This window comes from Rhizobium sp. BR 315, from assembly GCF_050577975.1.
Taxonomy (GTDB): domain Bacteria; phylum Pseudomonadota; class Alphaproteobacteria; order Rhizobiales; family Rhizobiaceae; genus Rhizobium; species Rhizobium miluonense.
Window position 1 is genome coordinate 259,433 of record NZ_JARWKZ010000003.1, and the last position, 21,154, is coordinate 280,586.

Consider the following 21,154-nt stretch of genomic DNA (forward strand, 5'->3'; position numbering starts at 1 on the left):
CACGTTAACGATCGAAGGAGTAACGCCTTGAAACTGATGAAAGTCGCAATGATCGCCCTACCAATCATGGCAGCTGCCGCGCCGGCGTTCGCTGAGCGGGCCTATTCGCCGCAAGAGCAGAAGAACGAGGAGATCGTTCTGGACTTTTACCAGAAGGCGCTGAACGACAAGGACTTCGACGCCGCCTCCAAATATCTCGGCAAATATATCCAGCACAATCCGCTGGCCGCCGATGGTCCCGAAGGTCTGCGCAGCTTTCTCGACTACCTGAAGAAGAACTATCCGCAGTCGAAGAGCGAGATCAAGCGCGTCATGGTCGACGGCGACTTTGTGATTCTGCGCGTCCACGCCATTCGTCAGCCAGGCGACCGGGGCAGCGCCATCGTCGATATTTTCCGCGTCGAGGACAACAAGATCCAGGAGCACTGGGACTCGGTGCAGCCGATCCCGGAAAAGTCGATGAACAACAATACGATGTTCTGAACGGAAAGGCCGCAGCGGGAGTAGAACCCACGGCCTGCCCTTTTCATTCAGAGCATTCCAGCTACATGATCCCGCAACCAGTTCAGGCTTTGCGGGATCATGTCGGCGTTCCGGAGACTGCCGATGCGGCCGACGATAGTGGCGCCGTGAAAAGGGCCGTCAGGTACGCGTGATCGATACGCCGCCATCGACCAGCGACGCCGTGCCGGTGACAAAGCTTGCGTCATCGGAGGCGAGGTAGAGGACCGAGCGGGCAATCTCTTCCGGACCGGCGACGCGCTTCAGCGCATGCAGATTGGTTATGAAAGCCTGCTTGTCGGCTGTATCGTTCATCTCGCGATACATATCTGTGTCGACCGCGCCTGGCAGTATGGCATTGACGCGTACATTCTGCGGGCCAAATTCGGCGGCGAGTGTCTGTGTCAGGCCGATCAGGCCGGATTTGCTGGCGGCATAGGCGGCAACCCCCGGGAAGCTGACGGTATGGCCGACAAAGGTCGAGGTGAAGATCACCGAGCCACCGCCGTGCTTGACCATTTCGCCGATCTGGTGCTTGGCGGCCAGGAACGACGCGGTGAGGTTGATCGCCAGCGCGTCGGCAAAGCCTGCCTCTGAAACCTCGGTGCTGGGACCGGCTTCGCCGAGCGTGCCGGCATTGTTGAAGGCAATATCGAGCCTGCCGTAGCGCTCGACCGCAAGGGCGACCAGCGCCTTGTGGTAGTCTTCCGAGCGCACATCGCCGGCCAAGGCGACTGCATCACCGCCTGCGGCTTTGATGTCAGCGACAAGGCTTTCCAGTTCCGCGCCGCGGCGAGCGCCGACGATAACCTTGGCGCCTTCGGCGGCGAAGAGCTTTGCGGTGGTGCGGCCGATGCCGGAGCTTGCGCCGGTGACGATCGCGATTTTTCCATTCAAGCGGTTCATTGTATCAACTCCTATGTGAGGGCGTTTCTTTCAGTCTGTCCGATACGCGGAAGATGGTCTTTTCCGATCGTTCGGGTTAGTCTTCAAATCATGGAACTCGAATTCGGAATTGCCGAACGATGCTGAAGATGGACGGGATCACCGCCTTTGTGGCCGTTGCCGAGGCGGGATCGATCAGCGAGGCGGCGCGGCGCCTGCGCTTGTCGAAATCCGTCGTCAGCGAACGGCTGTCGGAAATGGAGAAGGCATTGGGGGCGACCCTGCTTCACCGCACGACCCGCAAGCTGACCCTCACGGAGGACGGCACGGCCTTTCTGGAGCGGGCAACTCGCATCGCGCAGGAGGTGCGTGAAGCCGCAGCCGATCTCGCCGAGCGGCGCGGCACGTTGATGGGACCGCTGCGCATTGCAGCCCCTGTCACCTTCGGCCGCATGCATCTCGGCCCGGCTCTCTATCCGTTTCTCGCTGACCATCCGGAGATCGAGCTCACGCTTGATCTTGACGACCGAAGGGTTGATGCCGCCTCGGATGGCTATGATGCGATCATACGCCATGGGCTGATTGCCGACTCGCGACTCATCGCATGGAAGCTCGCCCGCAGCCGCCGTCTTCTTGTGGCGTCGCCGGATTATCTCAGTCGCCACGGCAAGCCCGCCTCCTTGTCCGATCTTGAGGATCATCGCGGTATCTTCTACACCAATCGCGGCGTGGCCGACTGGCGCTTCCAAAGCCCGGATGGTGCCGTCGTCATCCGCGGGAAGCTGGCATTGGGCGTCAACAATGGCGATGTCCTCCATGATGCAGCCATTTCCGGGCTGGGAATTGCTTTGTTGCCAGCCTTCATCGCGGGACCTTCGGTCAGAGAGGGGCGGCTCGTCGAGATCGATGTCGGCTACCGGCCGGAGCCGGAGTTCATCTTCATGGCTCACCCGGAAGGACGCAACCCCTCGGCAAAGCTTCGGGCCATCGCCGATCATCTGAAGAAGGCGTTCGGCGATCCGCCTTATTGGGAGCTGGAGTAATTCCAGCAAAAGTGCGAAGCGGTTTTGCGTCCGGAATTGCGAGAAAACAAAGAGATAGAGCATTTCCGTGACTCCGTTTAAAACGGAAATGATCTAGGCGCGCAACTACCCAATCAGGCTCATGAGATTGGCGACGATCGGTGATCGCTGTGCTTTGAGGCTGGCAAGGCCGAGCCGCGCCACCACCGGTGGCCCAGCGATCGGCCGATAGGCGACGCCATCGAGCTTGATCTGCGCGATCGAAGCCGGAACGATGGAAACGCCCAGATTGGCGGCGACGAGATTGACGACGGAGGGGATCTGCGGCGCCTCTTGCATCACGACGAGCTCGAAGCCTGCCTCGCGGCAAGCCCCAACGATATCGTCATAGAGGCTGAGCCCCACCATGCGCGGGAAGAGAATGAAGGGCTCGCCGGCCAGCGCCGCGATCGGCAAGCGCTCCTTCTTCGCCAGCGCGTGATGCGCCGGCAGCGCGATCAGCATAGGCTCGTCGGCAAAGCGCTTCAGACGCACATCCCGCGGGTCTTCCAGGCCAGGACGAATGAAGGCTGCGTCGATCTCGCCGCGCATCAGCCGCTCCATCAGCGCATTGGTATTCATCTCGGTCAGTGACAGCCGCACGTCCGGCCAGTGACCTCGAAACTCGCGAATAGTTGCTGTGACGATGGTGTTGAAGGCGGAGGAGGCGGTGAAGCCGAGCGATAGGCGGCCGATCTCGCCGCGATTGGCGCGCTGGGCGGCAAGCTTTGCTTTTTCCGCGGCATCGACCGCCATTTTTGCTTCCGCGAGAAAGGCCTCGCCGGCCGCTGTCAGCTCCGCGCCATGCGGTACACGGTGGAACAGTTGCGCTCCCACCTCGTTTTCCAGATCCCGGATTTGCTGGCTGAGAGGTGGTTGGCCGATGCCGAGGGTAGCGGCGGCGCGGGTGAAATTTCCCGCTTCCGCGAGTGCCAGAAAATAGCGGATATGACGCAGCTCCATCGCTATCTCCAAAAGCTATTGAAATCGCCTGTGCCATATATTGGACTAATGAAGCTGACCTGACTAGGTTTTAGGGCAAGAAAGGTCAGGTGCCCTCATGTTCCGCGCCGCTAGCAAGCAGGAAACCACTGCTTCCGAAGTCCCCTCCCTTCCCGAACTGACGCTCGTCAAGAGCGAGCCGTCGACCGAGTCCCGCCAATTCCTCACGCGCGGCACGCCAGCCTTCCGCCGCGCGACTATCGCGCTGTTTCTCTCCGGTTTCGCCACCTTCTCGCTGCTCTATTGCGTGCAGCCGCTGATGCCGATCTTCTCCGAGGATTTCGGCGTCACGCCCGCCGCAAGCTCGCTGTCGCTGTCGCTTTCGACTGGTTTCCTGGCCTTTGCGATTTTCGGCGCGGCTGCCGTTTCCGAAAGCCTCGGCCGCCGCAGCCTGATGTTCATATCGCTGCTTGGCGCAGCAATCTGTACGATCGTTTGCGCGGTATCGCCGAGCTGGCATATGCTGCTTGCTATTCGCGCGCTCGAAGGTTTCCTGCTGGGTGGCGTGCCGGCCGTTGCCATGACCTATCTGGCAGAAGAGATCGAGCCGCGTGGCCTTGGCGGCGCTATGGGCCTCTATATTGCCGGCAATGCCTTCGGTGGCATGGCCGGCCGCGTGGTGACGGGTACGATCGCCGAATTCCTGAGTTGGCGACCGGCACTGGCCGCCGTCGGTATTCTCGGCCTGATCGCCGCCATCGGCTTTCTCTATCTTCTGCCGCCGTCGCGCAATTTTACTCTGCGCAAGGGTTTCGATATTGCCTTCCACATGAAGGCCTGGGGTGGACACTTCGGCAATGCGGCGTTGTCTCTTCTGTTCGCCATCGGCTTTCTCGCCATGGGCTCCTTCGTCACGGTCTATAACTATGCCGGCTTCCGCCTCGTCGCCGCGCCCTATGATCTCAGCCAGACCGAACTCGGTCTGATCTTCACCGCTTATCTCTTCGGCATCGTCTCCTCGTGGGCTGCGGGTCTGCTCGGTGATCGCATCGGCCATTTCGTCGTGCTGCCGATTGGCGTGCTGATTGCGGCGCTCGGCGCAGCGGTGACGCTTTCCAGCTCCTTGCCATCAATCATTCTCGGCATCGTTCTGGTGACGATCGGCTTCTTCATGACCCATTCCGTCGCCAGCGCGCTTGTGGGGCGGCTTGCCCACGGCTTCAAGGGTCATGCCTCCTCGCTCTATCTGCTCGCCTATTATCTCGGCTCCAGCATTGCCGGCTCGGTCGGTGGCTATTTCTGGCTCGCCGACGGTTGGAATGCCGTGATCGCCTTCATCCTCGTCATGCTGGCGCTATGTCTCGTCAGCGCTCTTGCCGTTGCCAGGCTGGCGCGTCGCTAGGGCCGGGGGCCGCCATGATCCGCATCGACCATCTCGATCATCTGGTGCTCACTGTTGCGAGCATCGAACAGAGCTGCGATTTCTATGCCCGCGTTCTCGGCATGGGCGTCGAAACCTTCGGAGAGGGCCGCAAAGCTCTCACCTTCGGCAACCACAAGATCAATCTGCACCGTGCCGGGCATGAGTTCGAGCCGAAGGCCGATCGGCCGACGCCGGGCTCGGCTGACCTTTGTTTCATCAGCAAGACGCCGCTGGACGACGTCATCGCTCACCTCAGGGCCGAGGGCGTCGCGATCGAGGAAGGCCCAGTTCGCCGAACTGGCGCGACCGGCCCCATTCTCTCGGTCTATTTCCGCGATCCGGACAGCAACCTGATCGAGGTGTCCAATACCCTCTCTTGAGATTGTAGGATCCAGTCGAAGAGTCGTTCTTTGTCCAGCGTGCGGCTGTCTGGTTCCTGAACTGAGATGAAAATCCTGCGCCGGAGGAAACGCATCGTCATTAAAGCGCGAGATCAGGTCCTGATCGCCAGCCAGATGACGTGACGCGCCCCACTCTTGCCATTGGCGCGCGTATTGACCACCTCGGCAACGAAGCCGCTGTCGCGCAGGCGTTTTGTGAAGCGCTCGTCAGACCCCGAAGACCAGACCGCCAGTACACCTCCAGCGCGCAACGCATCGCGCGCCGCCTTCAGACCCTGATAGTCATACAGGCCGTCATTGGCCTCTGACGTGATGCCATCGGGGCCGTTGTCGACGTCGAGCAGGATGGCGTCGTAAGTCGCTTTACTGGCGCGGATGAGCGGGCGCACATCGCCTTCATGCATGGCGACGCGCGGGTCGTCGAGGCAGCCGTCAAAAAACGTTGCCATCGGCCCGCGTGCCCATGCGACGACTGCCGGAACGAGTTCAGCAACCGTGACCTTGGCGTCTGTACCAAGTTCGCCGAGCGCCGCGCGCAAGGTAAATCCCATGCCGAGGCCGCCGATCAGGATATGCGGAGCCTTCCGGCCCTTGATCTTCTCGCAGGAAAGTGTGGCAAGCGCGCGCTCAGAGCCGCTGAGGCGGCTGTTCATCAACTCGTTGGTGCCGAGCATGATGGAGAACTCCTGGCCACGCTGCTTCAAGCGCAGCTCACCGCCACCGGGGATTTTTGCAGTGTCGAGCAAGGTCCAGGGGATCACGGGCAACTCTCCAAAGCAATTCCGGGAAAAATGCGCAGCGGTTTTCCGTCCGGAATTGCGTCTAAAACAGGTCGTCTTGAATTGCCCGGGACCATAGTCTTTCAATGTCGCTAAGAACAGACGCGCTTATCCCAAACGGATATAGGGCACATCCTTTTTCGCAACTTCGTCCAGCGCCTCCTCATAGCCGGCATCGGCATAGCGCATGACGCCGAGCGCCGTGTCGTTGGTGAGCGCATGGTCGAGCCGTTCGTCGGCGGCTTGCGTGCCGTCGGCAACCACGGTGACGCCGCAGCTCGTCATGTAGCCGGCATAGCCGCCGCCGCCGGAATGAACGACGACGAGATCGGCCATCGACGAGCAGAGCATCATGGCGTCGATCAGCGGCCAGTCGGCGATGGCGTCTGAGCCGTCCTTCATACCTTCCGTCATGATGTTCGGATGCGCCATGGCGCCGGCATCCAGATGATCGCGCGAAAAGGCGATCGGGCCTTTGAGTTCGCCGCTGGCGACAAGCTCGTTGACGCGGCGGGCAAGCGCCGTGCGCTCGCCATGGCCGAGCCATGCGATGCGCGCCGGCAGGCCTTCGAAAGGCACATGCTCGCGGGCAAGGCGGATCCAGTTGGTGACGATCTTGTTGTCCGGGAACATTTCCAGCAGCAGATCGTCGATGCGGGCGATGTCGCTTTCCTCGCCCGAGAGCGCCATCCAGCGGAAGGGGCCGATGGCGCGGCAGAAGAGCGGCCGGAGATAGGCTTCGGTGAAGATCGGGATATCGAAGGCGTTAGTGACGCCGCCTTCCTTCGCCTGGGTGCGGATCAGGTTGCCGTTGTCGAAGACTTCGGAGCCCTTTTTCTGGAAGTCCAGCATGGCCTTCACATGCTCGACGATCGAGGCGCGACTCGCCGCCATGAGCTGGCCCTGGCCGTCGTCACGGAGATCCCTGACTTGGCTGAGGCTCATGCCCTTCGGCACGTAGCCATAGACGAGATCATGCGCCGAGGTCTGGTCGGTGACGATATCGGGCACGATGCCGCGCCGTGCAATCTCGGGATAGATCTCGGCCGCATTGCCGACGAGGCCGACGGAAAGCGCCCGCTTTTCCTTGACCGCCGCATCGATCATCGCCAGCGCGGAATCAAGATCAGGCGCGATTTCCTGTAGATAGCCGATTTCCTGGCGCTTCCTGGCGCGCTCCGCATCGATATCGACGCAGAGGATCGCAGCACCTGCCATGCGGCCGGCGAGCGGCTGCGCGCCGCCCATGCCGCCGAGGCCGGCCGTCAGCACGAAACGGCCGAAGAGATCGCCGCCGAAGCGGCGCTCGGCGATGCGCATGAAGATTTCGTAGGTGCCTTGGATGACACCCTGGCTGCCGATATACTGCCAGGCGCCGGCGGTGAGCCCACCCCAGCAGATCAGGCCCTTGCGCTGCAGTTCGTAGAACACCTCGGCCTTCGCCCATTGCCCGACGATGTTGCAGTTCGCCATGATGACGAGCGGCGCCTTGTCATGCGTGCGGATGAGGCCGATCGGCTTGCCGGATTGAATGAGCAGGGTCTGATCCTCATCCATTTCGGTGAGCGCCTTTACGATGCCCTTATGCGCCGCCCAGTTGCGCGCTGCCTTGCCGAGAGCGGCATAGACGACGAGATTATCCGGATCTTCGCCGACCGAGAGCACGTTTTCGAGCAGGCGCAGCAGGGCCTCCTGCCGCCAGCCCTTGGCACGCAGCTCCGGGCCGCCCGGAATGGGGAATTTCGGGTGACGTGGATTGGCTTTCGGCATGATTGCTTTCCCTCTTGTTTGATAATCTCCCCTTCTCCCCCTGGGGAGAAGGTGGCCCGAAGGGTCGGATGAGGGGGTGGCGCGGCATGTGCCCTCTTCGCTTACCGCTCAGACATTCGCTCCATCGTCGCTCACCCACTCATCTGTCCTCACGGACATCTTCTCCCAGCTGGGGAGAAGAGGAGTGTTCTTCAATACTCATTCATTTCGGCGGCAGGCCTTCGACGAAATTCAGCGCGGCCAGAAGCAGCCGCTTGCGCAGCATATCGTTGCCAAAGGCCTCCGACCCGGCGCGCACCCATCCCTGCATTTCACGGTTGCCCGACATCATTGGTTTGACACCATGCTGCTCGAGCGCCCAGGCATCGTTACCCTTGCCGAGGCGGATCAGCATCCCGTCTTCCCGGGCACCGCAAAGCAGGTGGCCGTTGAGCAGAAAGGCCCAGCCGCCGAACATCGCTTTCTCGTTGAGCCCGGGCCTTTGCCCGAGCTCTTCTCTCAGCAATTCTTCAAGACCGGCGTCGCGGGCCATTCAAGCCTCCTGCGCTTCTCAGCCCTTCTTGCCGGCCAGCGCGTATTTCGCGATCTCGATCCCCATGGCCTTTTCGACGGAGGGATAGACGGTCGGATCAAGCACGCTGGCGGACAGAGGAATGATGTCCATCGGCACATGTAGAATGAAAACCTTCATGCCCTCATGCAACTGGCCGACGCTCAAGGGCTCGCCTTCCGGCGACAGCGTGGTGATGACGGAGGGGAAGGTCGCGAGGCGCTTGCCGCCGGTATCCTCGACGGCCATGTATTCGTTCATGACATGCATGACCACGGCCTTGTCACCGCTGCCGACCGTGACAGTGCCGATGTCGAAGGCTTCCTTCGTGTAGACGACATCCTTCTTGGTGATCGTGCCTTCGGCCAGGATATGGCCGCCGGTGGTCTTGCAGATGGCGTCGATGACGGCGCCGCCGCCCTTCTTTTCCGCCTCGATGATCGCCTCGCCGAGCGAGAGCGCCATGGAGATGCCGCCAAGTGCCGCATGCGTGCGGACATAGGAGGCGCGCAGCGGGTTGCGGCAGGAGGCAATGAAGCCGCCGGACTGATCGGATGCCGCGCGCAGGATCGGCGAGATCTTCGCCGTCGCACCCTTCACGACAAGCTCGATATAGCGATTCTCGGCGCGATTGCCGCCGACGGCGGTCTGGATCATCTGCTCGGGCGAACCCGCCATGCCGATCGAGCCCATGTCGCCCGTCGGATGCGCGCGGATATCGCCGACGGCATCCACCACCTTCGTTCCGAGGATGGCCGATGGCAGCCAGCCGTTCAGCGTCGAGGACTTACCGTTCTGGCCGATGATGAGGCCGGAAAGCTTCTCGCCAAGCTCGTCCTGCAGCAGCTGTGCGGCTTTCACGTAGTCGATGCCCTGCATTTCCCAGGGGGTCGTGGAGGCCGGCGCGCCGATGGCGGCTGCCGTGGCGATCCAGTCATTGTCGTTGAGTTCGTCGATCGACACCAGCTCCGGCTTGCCGACATTGACGGCCGCATAGCCGAGCATGCGGCCGTGATCGGCCCAGCCGCCACCGCCTGCCGCATAAACGGAGCCGCCCTTGACGGCCGCTTCCACATCCTTGGCAACGAGTACCCGTCCCATTGACTACTCCCGGTTCTGTTTGAGGTTCTTGTCCATGTCGCGCACCGCTTCGAAGAGCACGGCGGCGCCCATGGCGATGTCGTCATTCTCGGCCCATTCCTCGGCGCAATGGCTGCGGCCTTCCTTGCAGGGCACGAAGATCATGGCGGCAGGCGCGACCTTGGCGATCCAGGCCGTGTCGTGGCCGGCGCCGGAGGCCATGCGGCAATGCTTGGCGCCGACAGTCTCGCAGGCGCGCTCGAGCGTTTCCAGCAGCACAGGGGCGCCCGGCGTCGGCATGTTGTCGGAGACGCGCACCGGCGCATTGATCGTCACGCCAAAATCGGCTGCAATGGTCTTCACCTCGCCGTCGATCCAGGCCAGGAAATCTTCCATGTCGCTGCGGATTTCGGCGCGGCCGTCGATCAGCAGCACGACCTTGGACGGCACGACATTGGCGGCATTCGGCTCGATGCGGAATTCGCCCACCGTGGCGGCAAAATGGCCAGGCGTCTTCGCCTGTTCAGCGGCACGGCTCCGGATGTCGAGCACGAGCTGCGAAGCGGCCACCAGCGCGTCGGCTCGGCGATCCATCGGTGTCGTGCCGGCATGGTCGGCGCGGCCTTCGACGGTGATTTCGATGCGGGTGATGCCGGCGATCGCGGTGACGATGCCGATGTCCTTGTTCTCGGCCTCCAGCACGGGACCCTGCTCGATATGCAGTTCCAGGAAGCCGGCAAGATCCGGGCGTTTCTGGGCAAGTAGCACCGAAGGGTCGCCGCCGACTTCTGCAATGCCTTGCGAAAGCGTACGGTTGCCGCTGGTGCGCGTGAGCCACGCCTCGGGGATCTGCCCAGTCATGCCGCGGCTGCCAATACAGGATACGCCGAAGATGCTGACTTCTTCGGCGAGGAAATCGACGATCTCCAGATCATGGTCGAGCTCGATGCCGCGATCCCCAAGGGAACGCGCGACTTCGAGAGCAGCAATCGTGCCGGCAATGCCGTCGAAGCGGCCGCCATCGGGAACGGTGTCGGAATGCGAGCCGACAAGGATCGTGCCGAGGCCGGGTTTTGTGCCCGCGCGCCGGCCGATCAGATTGCCAGCGGCATCCATCCGCGTCGTGAGCCCGGCTGCCTTCATGCGCGCCTCGATATAGGCGCGTCCTTCGAGGAAAAGCGGCGAGAAGGCGCGGCGCGTCCAGGGGTGGCCCGGCTCGGTGATACCAGCCAGTGCATCGATGTCCTCGGCGATGCGGTCGGCGTTGACGGGCAGGTTGTGGCGCTTGGGTTCGGTCATTAGGCAGCATCTCCGGCAAGAATTTGGCGAGGCAAGGGACGGACGAAGCTGCCGGAGCCGGGTTCGGCCAGCACCTTCTGTCCCTCGGTGATCTGTTTGCCTCTAAGGTAGGCGGCGGACACCGTCCAGGGCAGACGGATGCCATTATAGGGGCTCCAGCCGACGACGTTGTTGCCGCTTGCAGCGGCGTCATAGACCGTTTCGCGCGGTTCCAGCACGACGATATCGGCGTCTTTGCCTGGCGTCAGCGCGCCCTTGATATGGTCGAGGCGGAAGTGCTTGGCCGGGTTTTCCGCCATCAGTTTCGCCGCCCAGGTCAACGGCACGCCGCGTTCCAGGGCACCCTTGACGAAGAGCGGCACCATGACCTCCAGTCCCGGCACGCCGGAAGCGTTTGCCAGCATGTCCGGATTGGTTTTGCGGTTTTCCGACCAGCTGACATGGTCGGTCGAGACCAGCCAGACATTGCCTTCCGCTACCTTACGCCACAAGGTTTCCACTTCGGCGCGCGGGCGGATCGGCGGATTAATTTTCGCCTTGCCGCCAAGACGCCGCACATCGTTTTCCTCGTCGAGCGTCAGATAGTGGATACAGCATTCGACCGTCGCTTCGAAGCCGTCGCGGCGATAGGCGCGGGCGATGTCGTAGCCGCGCCCCAGCGAGCAATGCACGACATGGGCCGAGCAACCCGTATCCGCACCCGTCTCGAAGATCGTGTGCATGGCGAGCAGCTCGGTGATCGGCGGGCGGGAAAGGCCGTGGGCGCGATAGTCGGTCACGCCGCTCGCCTTCACCTGCTCCATGTAGGTGCGGACGGCTTCGTCATCCTCATTATGGACGCCCGCGGTCAGGCCCGTCGGGGCGATCGCGGCAAAGCAGGCGTCAAGCAGGGCAGGTGGGATACGCGGAAAGCGCTTCGGATCGGTGCCGAAGGTCGAGAATTTGAAGGCGGCAACGCCCGCCTCGACCATCTCCGCGATGCGCGCCGGGCCTTCTTCCGGGTCGATCGTGCCGTAAAGGGCGAAATCGACGCGGGATTGCGGCGCGGCATGGTCGATCTTCTTCTTCACCGCCGCTGCCGAGCAGACGAGATTGCCTTCGTCATAGGGCATATCAACGATGGTGGTGACGCCGCCTGCGGCCGCCGAGCGTGTCGACCAGATGAAATCTTCCTGGTCCTTCTGCGAGAGCGAATGCACCTGCGCGTCGATCGCGCCGGGCAGGATCAGCGCCTTGCCGAGCAGATGCCGCTCGCGTGCGGCCGGCGGCACGCCGATGCCGATCTCGGCGATCTTGCCGTCGCGCACCGCGACATAGCCCGCTTCCACGATGCGTTCCGGCAAGACGACGGTGCCCTGCAGAACAAGATCGAAATCCGCCATGTGCATTCTCTCCGCTGGTCGGTTGGTTCAGATAGCAACGGTGTCGTGATAAAGCCGCTCTTCGACCCGCTCCAGCGAGCCGAGCGCGAAGAAGTCATCATAGGCGAGGATCGGCTTATGGGCGATCATTTCCGAAACGAAGGCCTCGGAAGCAAGTTCCTCCTCGATCGCCTCGACTTCGGCCGAAAGAGGTCGGTCGACCACATAGAAGTCGGCATGCTTGCGCACGACGTCGTAGAGCATGCGCGCAACACCTTCCGGTTTGTCACCGAGGATGTCCATTGCCTGCGCCGAAAGCAGGGCTTCCAGCGCCGCCAGGCGCTTCAGCGCCCGCATCTGCCGCTCGAAGCGCTCGATAACCAACGGCAGGAAGGCCGCCTCGTCCTCCATTCCAGCTGCAACCACCAGCGACTGCGCCGAGACCGGATTGGACATGGAGAGCACGCGCGAAAAGATTTCGCCGGCAAGCTTGATGATCGGGCCAAAGCCGGTGGCGATCCGGCCATCCGGCACGAGATTGACCGGCAGGCCGCGCCGCTGGCCGTTGCCGAGCAGGACGCAGCGATTGAAGGCGTTGCGGGCGGCATGCGCCATGCAGATCAGCGCACCTTCAAGCAGAATGGTGACATCGAGTGGAAGAGAACCGCCTGATGTCATGACGCGTCCGTCGACGATGACCGGATTGTCGTCCGAGCGGCCAGTCGCGGCAAGGATCTTGTGGCCGGCGGTCAGCAGGTTTTCGATGACGGCGCCGAAGACCTGGGCGATCATGCGCAGGCTCAGCGGGTCCTGCACATGGGTCGCCACCGGCCAGGGCCACTCGTCCGAGGCGTTGCAGAGCCACGCGCCGATCAACGCTTCGCGCGGCGTGCCGACATGGCGCACCGAAATCCAGGGATCGCGCGAAGTGCCGAGTGCGCCGGCTGCCATCATGCCGGTCGCAAGCAGCACGCGGATCGAGGAGGCGGCATTGCGGGTGGTTTCCGCGGCCGCGGCGAAGCTGACGGCATTGACGCTGAGCGAGGCCAGGCTGTCGCGCGGCAGCATCCTGACGGGGGCGATGCCGGCAGCATCGAAGGCATCGCCGGCCTGCATGCGGCGGCCGCGATAGACGGCTTCGCCGACCCCGGTCAGAACCGCGCCGATCTGGCCCATCAGGCCGATATCGGCGCAGCCGATCGAGCCCGTACGGCGGACCACAGGAATGACGTCGGCGCCAAGCAGCTGCAGATAGGCTTCGATCAGCTCCTGCGAGCAGCCGACTTGCCCCGTCAGCGCCGTGTTGACACGGATTGCCATGGCATTGCGCACGACGGACATGGAGAAGGGGGCGCCCGTGCCGAAATGATGAGCGCGCACGAGGCCGAGATTGAACGCATCGAGATCTTCAGGAGACCATTCGACATCCTTCATGGCGCCGACGCCGGTCGTGGAGCCGTAGACCGGCATGCCTGACTGAATCGTGTTTTCCAGAATGCTTCGTGCCAGGCGCACCCGGGCCATGCCGTTTTCCGATGCCGAGGGCAGGGCGACGCCCGCCCCGATCCGCACCAGGTCGCTGAACCCCAGGGGTTGCCCGCTGAGCTCGATGCCGGCTCTCTGACGCTCCATGTCTTTTGGTCTCCTTTTTCGCAAGGCTATGCGAGCCTCATCGTCAATGGGATATCCCAAATGACGAACACCTCGATCTGTGGCGTGCCGGTGAATTTTCGGACGAGTTCGTCCGACGCGCAACTCTGTGTTTGCACGGATATATAGGCTTGGAGAGGCGAAACGCGGGCAGGGGGCGCGAAGAAGAACTTCGGGGATCAGCTCGAATGCCAGGCGATGTAGAGCAGCGTCAGCGCAATCACCCACAGCGCAAAGCGGCCGGAGCGGCTGTGCTTGGCCTCGGCCTTGCCGATCGCTTCCGCCGTCTGCGGGTCGAAACGCAGGCCGTTCTCGCTCATATGCAGCAGTTCATGATGGAATTTCTCGGTCTTGGCAGCGATCTCGGGTGCCGCTTCGGCGAGCTTCACAGCTGCCTTCAAGCCATCCTTCAGATCGGTCATGATGCGCTTGGGACCCAGATTGGTGCGGATCCAGTCACCGACGACCGGTTCGGAAGCCTTCCACATATTGAAGCGCGGATTGAGCATGCGCGACACGCCTTCGACGACGACCATGGTCTTCTGCAGCATGACCAGCTCGGGCCGCGTTTCCATATCGAAGAGTTCGGTCACTTCGAAGAGCAGGGTCAAAAGCTTGCCCATGGAGATGGTTTCGGCCGGCTGGCCATGGATCGGCTCGCCGATCGCGCGGATGGCCTGCGCAAAACTCTCCGTGTTGTGGTGGGCAGGCACGTAGCCGGCCTCGAAATGCACCTCGGCGACCCGGATGTAATCGCGGGTGATGAAGCCGTAGAGGATTTCGGCGAGGAAGCGGCGTTCCTTGCGCCCCAAGCGGCCGACGATGCCCATGTCGACGGCGACGATCATGCCGGCGGCATCGACGAAGAGATTGCCGGGATGCATGTCGGCGTGAAAGAAGCCGTCGCGCAGCGTGTGGCGAAGGAAGGACTGGATCAGCGCATCGGCGAGCACATTGAGGTCGTGTCCGGCAGCCTTCAGCCCCTCGACGTCGGACATTTTCACGCCGTCGATCCACTCCATGGTGATGACGTCGCGACCGGTGCGCTCCCAATCCACCTTCGGAACGCGGAAGCCGGGATCCTTCTCGGTGTTCTCGGCGATTTCCGAAAGTGCGGCCGCCTCCAGCCGCAGATCCATCTCGACCTTCGTCGTCTGCTCGAGCGTCTTCGTCACTTCCACCGGCCGAAGGCGCCGGCTGGAGGGCATGAAGCGCTCCTGCAGCCCCGCGACGAGGTACATCGCCTTGATATCGTTGACGAAGCGCTGGCGCACGCCCGGCCTGACCACCTTGACGGCGACCCGCTTGCGGCCCTGAGGTGTCTCGACTTCGGCGGTGTGCACCTGCGCTATGGAAGCGGCGGCAATCGGCTCGCCAAAGCTGGCATAGAGATCGTCGATCCGCCGGCCGAGCGATGCTTCGATCGCAGCCGTTGCCATATCATGCGGAAAGAAGGCCATGCGGTCCTGGAGCTGTGACAGGTCGTCGGCCATATCGACGCCGACGACATCCGGTCGCGTTGCCAGGAACTGGCCGATCTTCACATAGGACGGGCCGAGCCGCTCGACCGCCTTTGCAAGCCGGTCGCTGCGGGCCTGGCTCTTGGCCTTCCTGCGGGCGAAGATGCTGACGAAGGACTTTGCGAAGCTGACGGAAGGCGGCAGCCCCTCGGAGGGGAGCGCAATCACCACGCCTTCGCGCACGAGCACCCAGCCGACCCGGATCAGGCCGAAATATGCGCTGAAAGCACTCATAGCACCTCAAGGTCTCGGAGAGTGGAGGCCGTCAGCCGCGTCACATGGCTCGACATCATACTTCAGAGCTTCCAGCCGGAGTGCAGGGCAGCAATGCCGCCGGTATAATTGGTGAAGCTCACGCGCGAGAAGCCGGCCTCGCGGATCATCGTCGCAAAATTCTGCTGGTTCGGGAATTTGCGGATCGATTCGACCAGATACTGATAGGGTTCGGCGTCGCCTGTTATCGCCTTGCCGAAGCGCGGGATGGCATTGAAGGACCATGTGTCATAGACGCGGTCGAGCAGCGGCAGGTCGACCTCGGAGAATTCGAGGACAAGGAGCCGGCCGCCGCGCTTCAGCACGCGATAGGCTTCCTTCAGCGCGACATCAATACGCGGCACATTGCGGATGCCGAAGGCGATCGTATAGGCGTCGAACGAATTCGGCTCGAAAGGCAGTTCCTCTGCATTCGCCTCGACGAAGGTGAGGTTGTCCGAGAGTTTCTTCTTCGCGGCACGCTCGGCGCCGACAGCAAGCATCGAGCCGTTGATATCGAGCACGGTTGCATGCGCCAGCCGGTTGGAGGCTTCGACGATACGGAAGGCGATATCGCCCGTGCCGCCTGCTACGTCGAGCACCTTGTAATTTTCTTCCTTGCGCGGGTTGAGCGCCGCAATCATCGCGTCCTTCCAGGCGCGGTGCATGCCCATGGACATGACGTCATTCATGACGTCGTAGCGCTTGGCAACCTTGTGGAACACCTCGTTGACGAGGCCCTGCTTTTCGCCATCGGCTACTTCGCGGAAACCATAGGATGTTTCCATGCCGCCATCGGCGGAGGTGCGGCTTTCTGCCATCGGCTCAACTCCGTTACACGACAGCGCCGCGCGTCATATGTGACGCGCAAAGGTCGCTGTAGCACATTAAATCTGCTGCATAATTTTGTACTTAAATCGATTCCGATCTCAGGAATTATGCAGTATTCCGCGGCGGACCATAGCGAAATCGCGTTTGCCACGCTATCTCATCAGCCTGATCACCAGCCGCAATGCCCTGGGCTATAGCTCAGATCATAAGCGGTTGAAACATAAAGATGGATAGCCATGCCGGAATTACCAGAGGTCGAAACCGTCCGACGAGGGCTCGCGCCTTCCATGGAAGGCGCCGTTCTGAAGGAGTTGGAGCTGCGCCGCAGCGATCTGCGCTTTCCGTTCCCGGCCGATTTCGCCCGTACGGTGTCCGGGCGCGGCATCACGTCGCTGTCTCGCCGCGCCAAATATCTACTGATCGACCTCGACGACGGCATGACCATCGTCTCGCATCTCGGTATGTCCGGCTCGTTCCGGGTGGAAGCTGGCGCATCCGCCGACGCGCTCGGAACCTTCCATCATCCACGCTCGAAGGATGAGAAGCACGATCATGTCGTCTTTCATCTGACGGGCGCCGGCGATGATGCACGCGTCATCTATAACGACCCGCGCCGCTTCGGCTTCATGGACATCGTCAAACGGACCGACATGGTCAGCCATCCCTTCTTCCGCGATCTTGGACCGGAACCCACGGGCAACGAACTCGGAGCCGATTACTTGGCTAAGCGTTTCGCTGGCAAGGCGCAGCCGTTAAAGAGCGCGCTGCTCGATCAGAAGAATATCGCCGGTCTCGGCAATATATATGTCTGCGAGGCGCTATGGCGCTCGCATCTGTCGCCGCTGCGCGCTGCCGGCACGCTGGTCACCGATAGCGGCAAGCCGAGCGAGGCGCTGCAGAGGCTGGTCGTCGCTATCCGTGAGGTCATTGCCGATGCGATCGCCGCAGGCGGCTCGTCGCTGCGTGATCATATCCAGACCGACGGCTCGCTCGGCTATTTCCAGCATTCGTTTTCCGTCTACGATCGTGAAGCGCAGCCTTGCAGCACGCCGGGTTGCAGCGGTACGGTCGGTCGCATCGTCCAGGCAGGGCGCTCCTCTTTCTATTGCGCCGCCTGCCAAGGCTGATTGAAGGGCCAAAGCTGATCAAAGGGAGAGACAAGTGGCTTACGAAACCCTCATCGTCGAAACACACGGGGCCGTCGGCCTCATCCGGCTCAATCGTCCGCAGGCGTTGAACGCGCTGAATTCCACCGTGCTCGCGGAGCTGAAGCAGGCCTATGCGGCTTTGCACGCCGATGACGCCATCGGCGCGATCGTGCTTACGGGCTCGGAAAAGGCGTTTGCCGCCGGTGCCGATATCAAGGAAATGCAGTCTCTCGATTTCATGGACGCCTATAAGAGTGACTTGTTCAGCGGTTGGGACGAGATCGCCAAGTCACGCAAGCCGGTCATCGCCGCGGTCAGCGGCTTTGCGCTCGGTGGTGGCTGCGAGCTCGCCATGATGTGCGATTTCGTCATTGCCTCCGAGACCGCGAAGTTCGGCCAGCCGGAAATTACGCTTGGCGTCATCCCCGGCATGGGCGGTTCGCAGCGTCTGACGCGCGCCGTCGGCAAGGCCAAGGCAATGGATCTAGTCTTGACTGGCCGAATGATGGATGCCGCTGAAGCGGAGCGTTCGGGCCTTGTGGCGCGCGTCGTACCGGCCGACAAGCTGCTGGACGAGGCGCTGGCCGCTGCCGCCAAGATCGCGTCGCTGTCGCGCCCCTCGGTGCTGATGGCCAAGGAAGCGGTCAACCGCGCCCAGGAAACCACGCTGGAAGAAGGACTGCGCTTCGAGCGCCGCCTGTTCCACAGCCTGTTTGCAACGGAAGACCAGAAGGAGGGCATGGCTGCCTTTGTCGAAAAGCGCAAGCCGGCCTTCAAGAACCGATGAGGACCAGAATCCGGAATTACGAGCCTTCGGCAAGAATCCGCGTTGACGCCGGGGCTCATTCCGGCTATATGCCCGCCACAGTTTGGAAAGCCGCTCTGGTTTTCCGCAATTGCTCCCGCATTGCTGGATGAAGTGGCCGCAGGGCCCGCGCTGCAACGATGGAGTTTTGTTCGAATTCTAAGAGAGGCATACATGGCCAATACTACCTCGGCGAAAAAAGCGACCCGCAAGATCGCCCGCCGCACCGATGTCAACAAGGCTCGTCGCTCGCGCGTTCGCACGTTCGTCCGCCAGGTCGAAGAAGCCATTGCATCGGGTGATGCAGATCGCGCAAAGGCAGCTTTCGTCGCTGCTCAGCCGGAACTGGCTCGCGCAGCCACCAAGGGCGTGCTTCACGCCAACACTGCTTCCCGCAAGGTTTCGCGCCTTGCCAAGCGTGTGAAAGCCCTTTCGGCTCCGACCGCCTAACTTTCCATTAACGGTTTGATCGTTACATTTAAGCCCGGCCCTTGTGCCGGGCTTTTTGGATTCAGCCAAAAAATTGCCGCATTGCCGAAATCGACTGCCTGATCATGTCATTGGCGTGACAGAAATATACTTTTGAAAACAAAGGGTTATGGCAGGATATCTCAGCGCTGCGTGATCTGCGTGACGCATTGCCGGCTCACAAGTGAGTCAAGGGAATTTTTATTTTTTTTGTTTCGAAAGCTGTGAGAATCGCGCCGAACGGGAATCTCTTTGATTCAACAGCGATTCTTTTTTGAAGGCCTTGTGACAGTCAAATATGGCCTCCCGAGTCAATGGCTGCCTCTTAATTTTGTGTAAAATTCATCGTTGATATCTCCCCTCGATCCTGCCTAAATGCATTTCAACAAGGGGCGCGGATTTCACCTTAAACGGCTTTTGGCGAACACCGTCATTAACGGCGGCGCGGGTGGTTTTGTCTCTTGTGACGGAGCGGTTCAGTTTCGTTTTTTCAAACAGTTGACGAGTTAAAGCCGGGAGCGGCAACGCTTGCGGAACGAGGTAGCTTGTCTGTTCTTTACGGCCCAGGTCTATGACGTGGCTGTGGGGAGGGGAGATAAAGTTGACAGCCGTGGGGCAGCCGGTCGGAATACGAGGGCCGACTGATGCTCCTGCTACAGAGACCGGGACGAAGACCGTTTTGAAGAACGGTTTTCGCCATAGTGTTCCTGTAAAGCCCACTGGTTGGGCTCGGCTGATGAACCGGTATGCGGCGCAGCTTGGACAACGAGCGCGACCACCATACCTTGGCGAAGACCCAGGGGCGATGGCGCTATGGCTGCCTTGCCCCGCAAGAGACTGTGGAAGGCGGCATTATATGCAGATTCATACGAGAGCGGCAGGTGCGTTGGAAAATGGGGACAATGCACAGGCGTTCGGTGCGGTTTGCCTAGAAGCGGCGGGGAAAAAGGGAGACGTGGCGCAAGGTGTATTGTTCGAGCGCGTCAGCGCGCGCTTGAAGGCTCAGGTTGGCCCGGATGTCTATGCCAGCTGGTTTGCGCGGCTCAAGCTTCACTCGGTATCCAAGAGCGTCGTTCGCCTTACCGTTCCGACGACTTTTCTGAAGTCGTGGATCAACAATCGTTATCTTGATCTGATCACCAGCCTTTTTCAGGCTGAGGACGCAGAAGTTCTGAAGGTCGAGATTCTGGTGCGCACCGCGGCCCGTCATGGTACGAAGCCGTCCGCCGAAGAACAGGCCGCCGTGCCGGATCAGGCTGCTGTTGCGCCGATCCGACGCGCGGTTGCACAACCGGCCGGCCAGGCCGCCGCTCAGGCGGTGAGTGCGGCTGCAGCTGCTCGGCCTGCGACTGCAGGCTCGCCATTGTTCGGCTCGCCGCTCGATTCCCGCTTCACCTTCGATACTTTTGTCGAAGGCAGCTCGAACCGCGTCAGCCTTGCCGCTGCCAAGACCATCGCAGAAGCGGGTTCCGGCGCCGTGCGCTTCAATCCGCTCTTCGTTCACGCGACGGTCGGCCTTGGCAAGACGCACCTTCTGCAGGCGATCGCCAATGCAGCCGTTCAGAACCCGCGCGGCCTGCGTGTGGTCTATCTGACCGCGGAATACTTCATGTGGCGCTTTGCAACAGCGATCCGCGACAATGACGCGCTGACGCTGAAGGACTCGCTGCGCAATATCGACCTGCTTATCATCGACGACATGCAGTTCCTGCAGGGCAAGATGATCCAGCACGAGTTCTGCCATCTGCTGAACATGCTGCTCGACAGCGCCAAGCAGGTCGTCGTTGCCGCCGACCGTGCTCCCTGGGAGCTGGAATCGCTCGATCCGCGCGTTCGTTCGCGTCTTCAGGGCGGTGTTGCGATCGAAGTTGAGGCACCGGACTATGAAATGCGCCTTGAAATCCTCAAGCGCCGCCTGGATGCCGCCCGTCAGGACGATCCGTCGCTGGAAATCCCGGCGGAACTCCTTTCTCACGTCGCTCGCAATGTCACGGCAAGCGGTCGCGAACTGGAAGGCGCCTTCAACCAGCTCATCTTCCGCCGTTCCTTCGAACCGAATCTGACGGTCGAGCGTGTTGACGAGTTGCTTGCGCACCTGGTCGGCTCCGGCGAGCCGCGTCGCGTCCGCATCGAAGACATCCAGCGCATCGTTGCGCGCCACTATAATGTCTCGCGTCAGGAGCTGGTTTCCAACCGCCGCACGCGCGTCATCGTCAAGCCGCGCCAGATCGCCATGTATCTGTCAAAGACACTGACGCCGCGCTCCTTCCCGGAGATCGGCCGCCGCTTCGGTGGTCGTGATCACACCACGGTTCTGCACGCAGTGCGCAAGATCGAGGAATTGATCTCCGGTGACAGCAAGCTGTCGCACGAGATCGAGCTGCTAAAGCGCCTGATCAACGAGTAAGCCTCGCGATCGGCATTCCCT

Annotated in this window: 19 protein-coding genes; 8 read left to right on the top strand and 11 right to left on the bottom strand. The window is 61.6% G+C overall.

The features are described from left to right. Nucleotides 1–36 precede the first annotated feature (36 nt). A complete protein-coding gene (locus QD409_RS05595; RefSeq protein WP_208858598.1) occupies nt 37–483 on the top strand; it encodes an ester cyclase in 447 nt (148 codons plus the stop codon). Nucleotides 484–642: 159 nt separating this feature from the next. Here QD409_RS05595 and QD409_RS05600 read toward each other — a convergent pair whose 3' ends face one another. Beyond that, nucleotides 643–1,407 carry an SDR family oxidoreductase gene (locus tag QD409_RS05600; protein ID WP_092843240.1) on the bottom strand — a complete coding sequence of 255 codons (765 nt, stop codon included), beginning with the start codon at nt 1,405–1,407 and terminating at the stop codon, nt 643–645. Nucleotides 1,408–1,526: 119 nt separating this feature from the next. Here QD409_RS05600 and QD409_RS05605 point away from each other — a divergent pair, with 119 nt between their 5' ends. Further along, the gene (locus QD409_RS05605; RefSeq protein WP_092843238.1) at nt 1,527–2,429 is read left to right on the top strand and encodes a LysR family transcriptional regulator; all 903 of its coding nucleotides are present in this window, start codon (nt 1,527–1,529) and stop codon (nt 2,427–2,429) included. A gap of 105 nt (nt 2,430–2,534) precedes the next feature. Here the strand turns inward: QD409_RS05605 and QD409_RS05610 are convergent, their stop codons facing one another. Further along, nucleotides 2,535–3,410, bottom strand: a complete 876-nt coding sequence (locus QD409_RS05610; RefSeq protein ID WP_092843236.1) for a LysR family transcriptional regulator — start codon at nt 3,408–3,410, stop codon at nt 2,535–2,537. 97 nt (nt 3,411–3,507) lie between these two features. Between QD409_RS05610 and QD409_RS05615 the strand changes: the two genes are divergently transcribed. Both QD409_RS05615 and QD409_RS05620 read left to right on the top strand, forming a co-directional pair. Next, nucleotides 3,508–4,791, top strand: coding sequence for an MFS transporter (locus QD409_RS05615; RefSeq protein WP_092843234.1), 1,284 nt, complete (start codon nt 3,508–3,510; stop codon nt 4,789–4,791). A gap of 14 nt (nt 4,792–4,805) precedes the next feature. After that, entirely contained in the window at nt 4,806–5,192 is a 387-nt protein-coding gene (locus QD409_RS05620) for a VOC family protein (RefSeq protein ID WP_092843232.1), read from the top strand. A gap of 113 nt (nt 5,193–5,305) precedes the next feature. On the opposite strand, the gene QD409_RS05625 is transcribed toward QD409_RS05620, so the two are convergent. The 9 genes from QD409_RS05625 to ubiE all read right to left on the bottom strand — a co-directional run bounded on the left by QD409_RS05625 (nt 5,306) and on the right by ubiE (nt 16,295). Beyond that, nucleotides 5,306–5,974: a spermidine synthase gene (locus QD409_RS05625; protein WP_430762069.1), complete on the bottom strand. Its 669-nt coding sequence runs from the start codon at nt 5,972–5,974 to the stop codon at nt 5,306–5,308. Between the two features lie 126 nt (nt 5,975–6,100). Next, the gene (locus QD409_RS05630; RefSeq protein ID WP_092843228.1) at nt 6,101–7,762 is read right to left on the bottom strand and encodes a urocanate hydratase; all 1,662 of its coding nucleotides are present in this window, start codon (nt 7,760–7,762) and stop codon (nt 6,101–6,103) included. Nucleotides 7,763–7,964: 202 nt separating this feature from the next. After that, entirely contained in the window at nt 7,965–8,294 is a 330-nt protein-coding gene (locus QD409_RS05635; RefSeq protein ID WP_092843226.1) for a TfoX/Sxy family protein, read from the bottom strand. An 18-nt stretch (nt 8,295–8,312) separates the two neighbouring features. Beyond that, on the bottom strand, nt 8,313–9,413 hold the full coding sequence (locus QD409_RS05640) for a DUF917 domain-containing protein (RefSeq protein ID WP_092843225.1): 1,101 nt from the start codon (nt 9,411–9,413) through the stop codon (nt 8,313–8,315). Nucleotides 9,414–9,416: 3 nt separating this feature from the next. Beyond that, the gene (locus tag QD409_RS05645; RefSeq protein WP_092843223.1) at nt 9,417–10,691 is read right to left on the bottom strand and encodes a Zn-dependent hydrolase; all 1,275 of its coding nucleotides are present in this window, start codon (nt 10,689–10,691) and stop codon (nt 9,417–9,419) included. Next, nucleotides 10,691–12,073: a dihydroorotase gene (locus tag QD409_RS05650; protein WP_092843221.1), complete on the bottom strand. Its 1,383-nt coding sequence runs from the start codon at nt 12,071–12,073 to the stop codon at nt 10,691–10,693. Before QD409_RS05650 ends, QD409_RS05645 begins: the two co-directional genes overlap by 1 nt. 27 nt (nt 12,074–12,100) lie before the next feature. Then, nucleotides 12,101–13,684 carry an aromatic amino acid lyase gene (locus QD409_RS05655; protein ID WP_092843220.1) on the bottom strand — a complete coding sequence of 528 codons (1,584 nt, stop codon included), beginning with the start codon at nt 13,682–13,684 and terminating at the stop codon, nt 12,101–12,103. Between the two features lie 197 nt (nt 13,685–13,881). After that, nucleotides 13,882–15,456, bottom strand: a complete 1,575-nt coding sequence (ubiB, locus tag QD409_RS05660) for a 2-polyprenylphenol 6-hydroxylase (protein ID WP_092843218.1) — start codon at nt 15,454–15,456, stop codon at nt 13,882–13,884. Between the two features lie 62 nt (nt 15,457–15,518). Beyond that, nucleotides 15,519–16,295 (bottom strand): bifunctional demethylmenaquinone methyltransferase/2-methoxy-6-polyprenyl-1,4-benzoquinol methylase UbiE, encoded by a 777-nt coding sequence (ubiE, locus tag QD409_RS05665; protein WP_092843217.1) that lies wholly within the window; start codon nt 16,293–16,295, stop codon nt 15,519–15,521. 246 nt (nt 16,296–16,541) lie between these two features. Here ubiE and mutM point away from each other — a divergent pair, with 246 nt between their 5' ends. The 4 genes from mutM to dnaA all read left to right on the top strand — a co-directional run bounded on the left by mutM (nt 16,542) and on the right by dnaA (nt 21,133). Continuing rightward, a complete protein-coding gene (gene mutM, locus QD409_RS05670; protein WP_092843215.1) occupies nt 16,542–17,432 on the top strand; it encodes a bifunctional DNA-formamidopyrimidine glycosylase/DNA-(apurinic or apyrimidinic site) lyase in 891 nt (296 codons plus the stop codon). A 34-nt stretch (nt 17,433–17,466) separates the two neighbouring features. Then, the gene (locus QD409_RS05675; protein WP_092843214.1) at nt 17,467–18,240 is read left to right on the top strand and encodes an enoyl-CoA hydratase; all 774 of its coding nucleotides are present in this window, start codon (nt 17,467–17,469) and stop codon (nt 18,238–18,240) included. 192 nt (nt 18,241–18,432) lie between these two features. Next, nucleotides 18,433–18,708 carry a 30S ribosomal protein S20 gene (gene rpsT / locus QD409_RS05680; RefSeq protein WP_004108374.1) on the top strand — a complete coding sequence of 92 codons (276 nt, stop codon included), beginning with the start codon at nt 18,433–18,435 and terminating at the stop codon, nt 18,706–18,708. Between the two features lie 874 nt (nt 18,709–19,582). Next, the gene (gene dnaA, locus QD409_RS05685; RefSeq protein ID WP_092843212.1) at nt 19,583–21,133 is read left to right on the top strand and encodes a chromosomal replication initiator protein DnaA; all 1,551 of its coding nucleotides are present in this window, start codon (nt 19,583–19,585) and stop codon (nt 21,131–21,133) included. Nucleotides 21,134–21,154 lie beyond the last annotated feature (21 nt).

What these genes read in the sequence shown, in the direction of transcription:
- QD409_RS05595 (WP_208858598.1), top strand. Translation starts at nt 37, where the DNA reads ATGAAAGTCGCAATGATCGCCCTACCAATCATGGCAGCTGCCGCGCCG.
- QD409_RS05600 (WP_092843240.1), bottom strand. Translation starts at nt 1,407, where the DNA reads ATGAACCGCTTGAATGGAAAAATCGCGATCGTCACCGGCGCAAGCTCC.
- QD409_RS05605 (WP_092843238.1), top strand. Translation starts at nt 1,527, where the DNA reads ATGCTGAAGATGGACGGGATCACCGCCTTTGTGGCCGTTGCCGAGGCG.
- QD409_RS05610 (WP_092843236.1), bottom strand. Translation starts at nt 3,410, where the DNA reads ATGGAGCTGCGTCATATCCGCTATTTTCTGGCACTCGCGGAAGCGGGA.
- QD409_RS05615 (WP_092843234.1), top strand. Translation starts at nt 3,508, where the DNA reads ATGTTCCGCGCCGCTAGCAAGCAGGAAACCACTGCTTCCGAAGTCCCC.
- QD409_RS05620 (WP_092843232.1), top strand. Translation starts at nt 4,806, where the DNA reads ATGATCCGCATCGACCATCTCGATCATCTGGTGCTCACTGTTGCGAGC.
- QD409_RS05630 (WP_092843228.1), bottom strand. Translation starts at nt 7,762, where the DNA reads ATGCCGAAAGCCAATCCACGTCACCCGAAATTCCCCATTCCGGGCGGC.
- QD409_RS05635 (WP_092843226.1), bottom strand. Translation starts at nt 8,294, where the DNA reads ATGGCCCGCGACGCCGGTCTTGAAGAATTGCTGAGAGAAGAGCTCGGG.
- QD409_RS05640 (WP_092843225.1), bottom strand. Translation starts at nt 9,413, where the DNA reads ATGGGACGGGTACTCGTTGCCAAGGATGTGGAAGCGGCCGTCAAGGGC.
- QD409_RS05645 (WP_092843223.1), bottom strand. Translation starts at nt 10,691, where the DNA reads ATGACCGAACCCAAGCGCCACAACCTGCCCGTCAACGCCGACCGCATC.
- QD409_RS05650 (WP_092843221.1), bottom strand. Translation starts at nt 12,073, where the DNA reads ATGGCGGATTTCGATCTTGTTCTGCAGGGCACCGTCGTCTTGCCGGAA.
- QD409_RS05655 (WP_092843220.1), bottom strand. Translation starts at nt 13,684, where the DNA reads ATGGAGCGTCAGAGAGCCGGCATCGAGCTCAGCGGGCAACCCCTGGGG.
- ubiB (WP_092843218.1), bottom strand. Translation starts at nt 15,456, where the DNA reads ATGAGTGCTTTCAGCGCATATTTCGGCCTGATCCGGGTCGGCTGGGTG.
- ubiE (WP_092843217.1), bottom strand. Translation starts at nt 16,295, where the DNA reads ATGGCAGAAAGCCGCACCTCCGCCGATGGCGGCATGGAAACATCCTAT.
- mutM (WP_092843215.1), top strand. Translation starts at nt 16,542, where the DNA reads ATGCCGGAATTACCAGAGGTCGAAACCGTCCGACGAGGGCTCGCGCCT.
- rpsT (WP_004108374.1), top strand. Translation starts at nt 18,433, where the DNA reads ATGGCCAATACTACCTCGGCGAAAAAAGCGACCCGCAAGATCGCCCGC.
- dnaA (WP_092843212.1), top strand. Translation starts at nt 19,583, where the DNA reads ATGCAGATTCATACGAGAGCGGCAGGTGCGTTGGAAAATGGGGACAAT.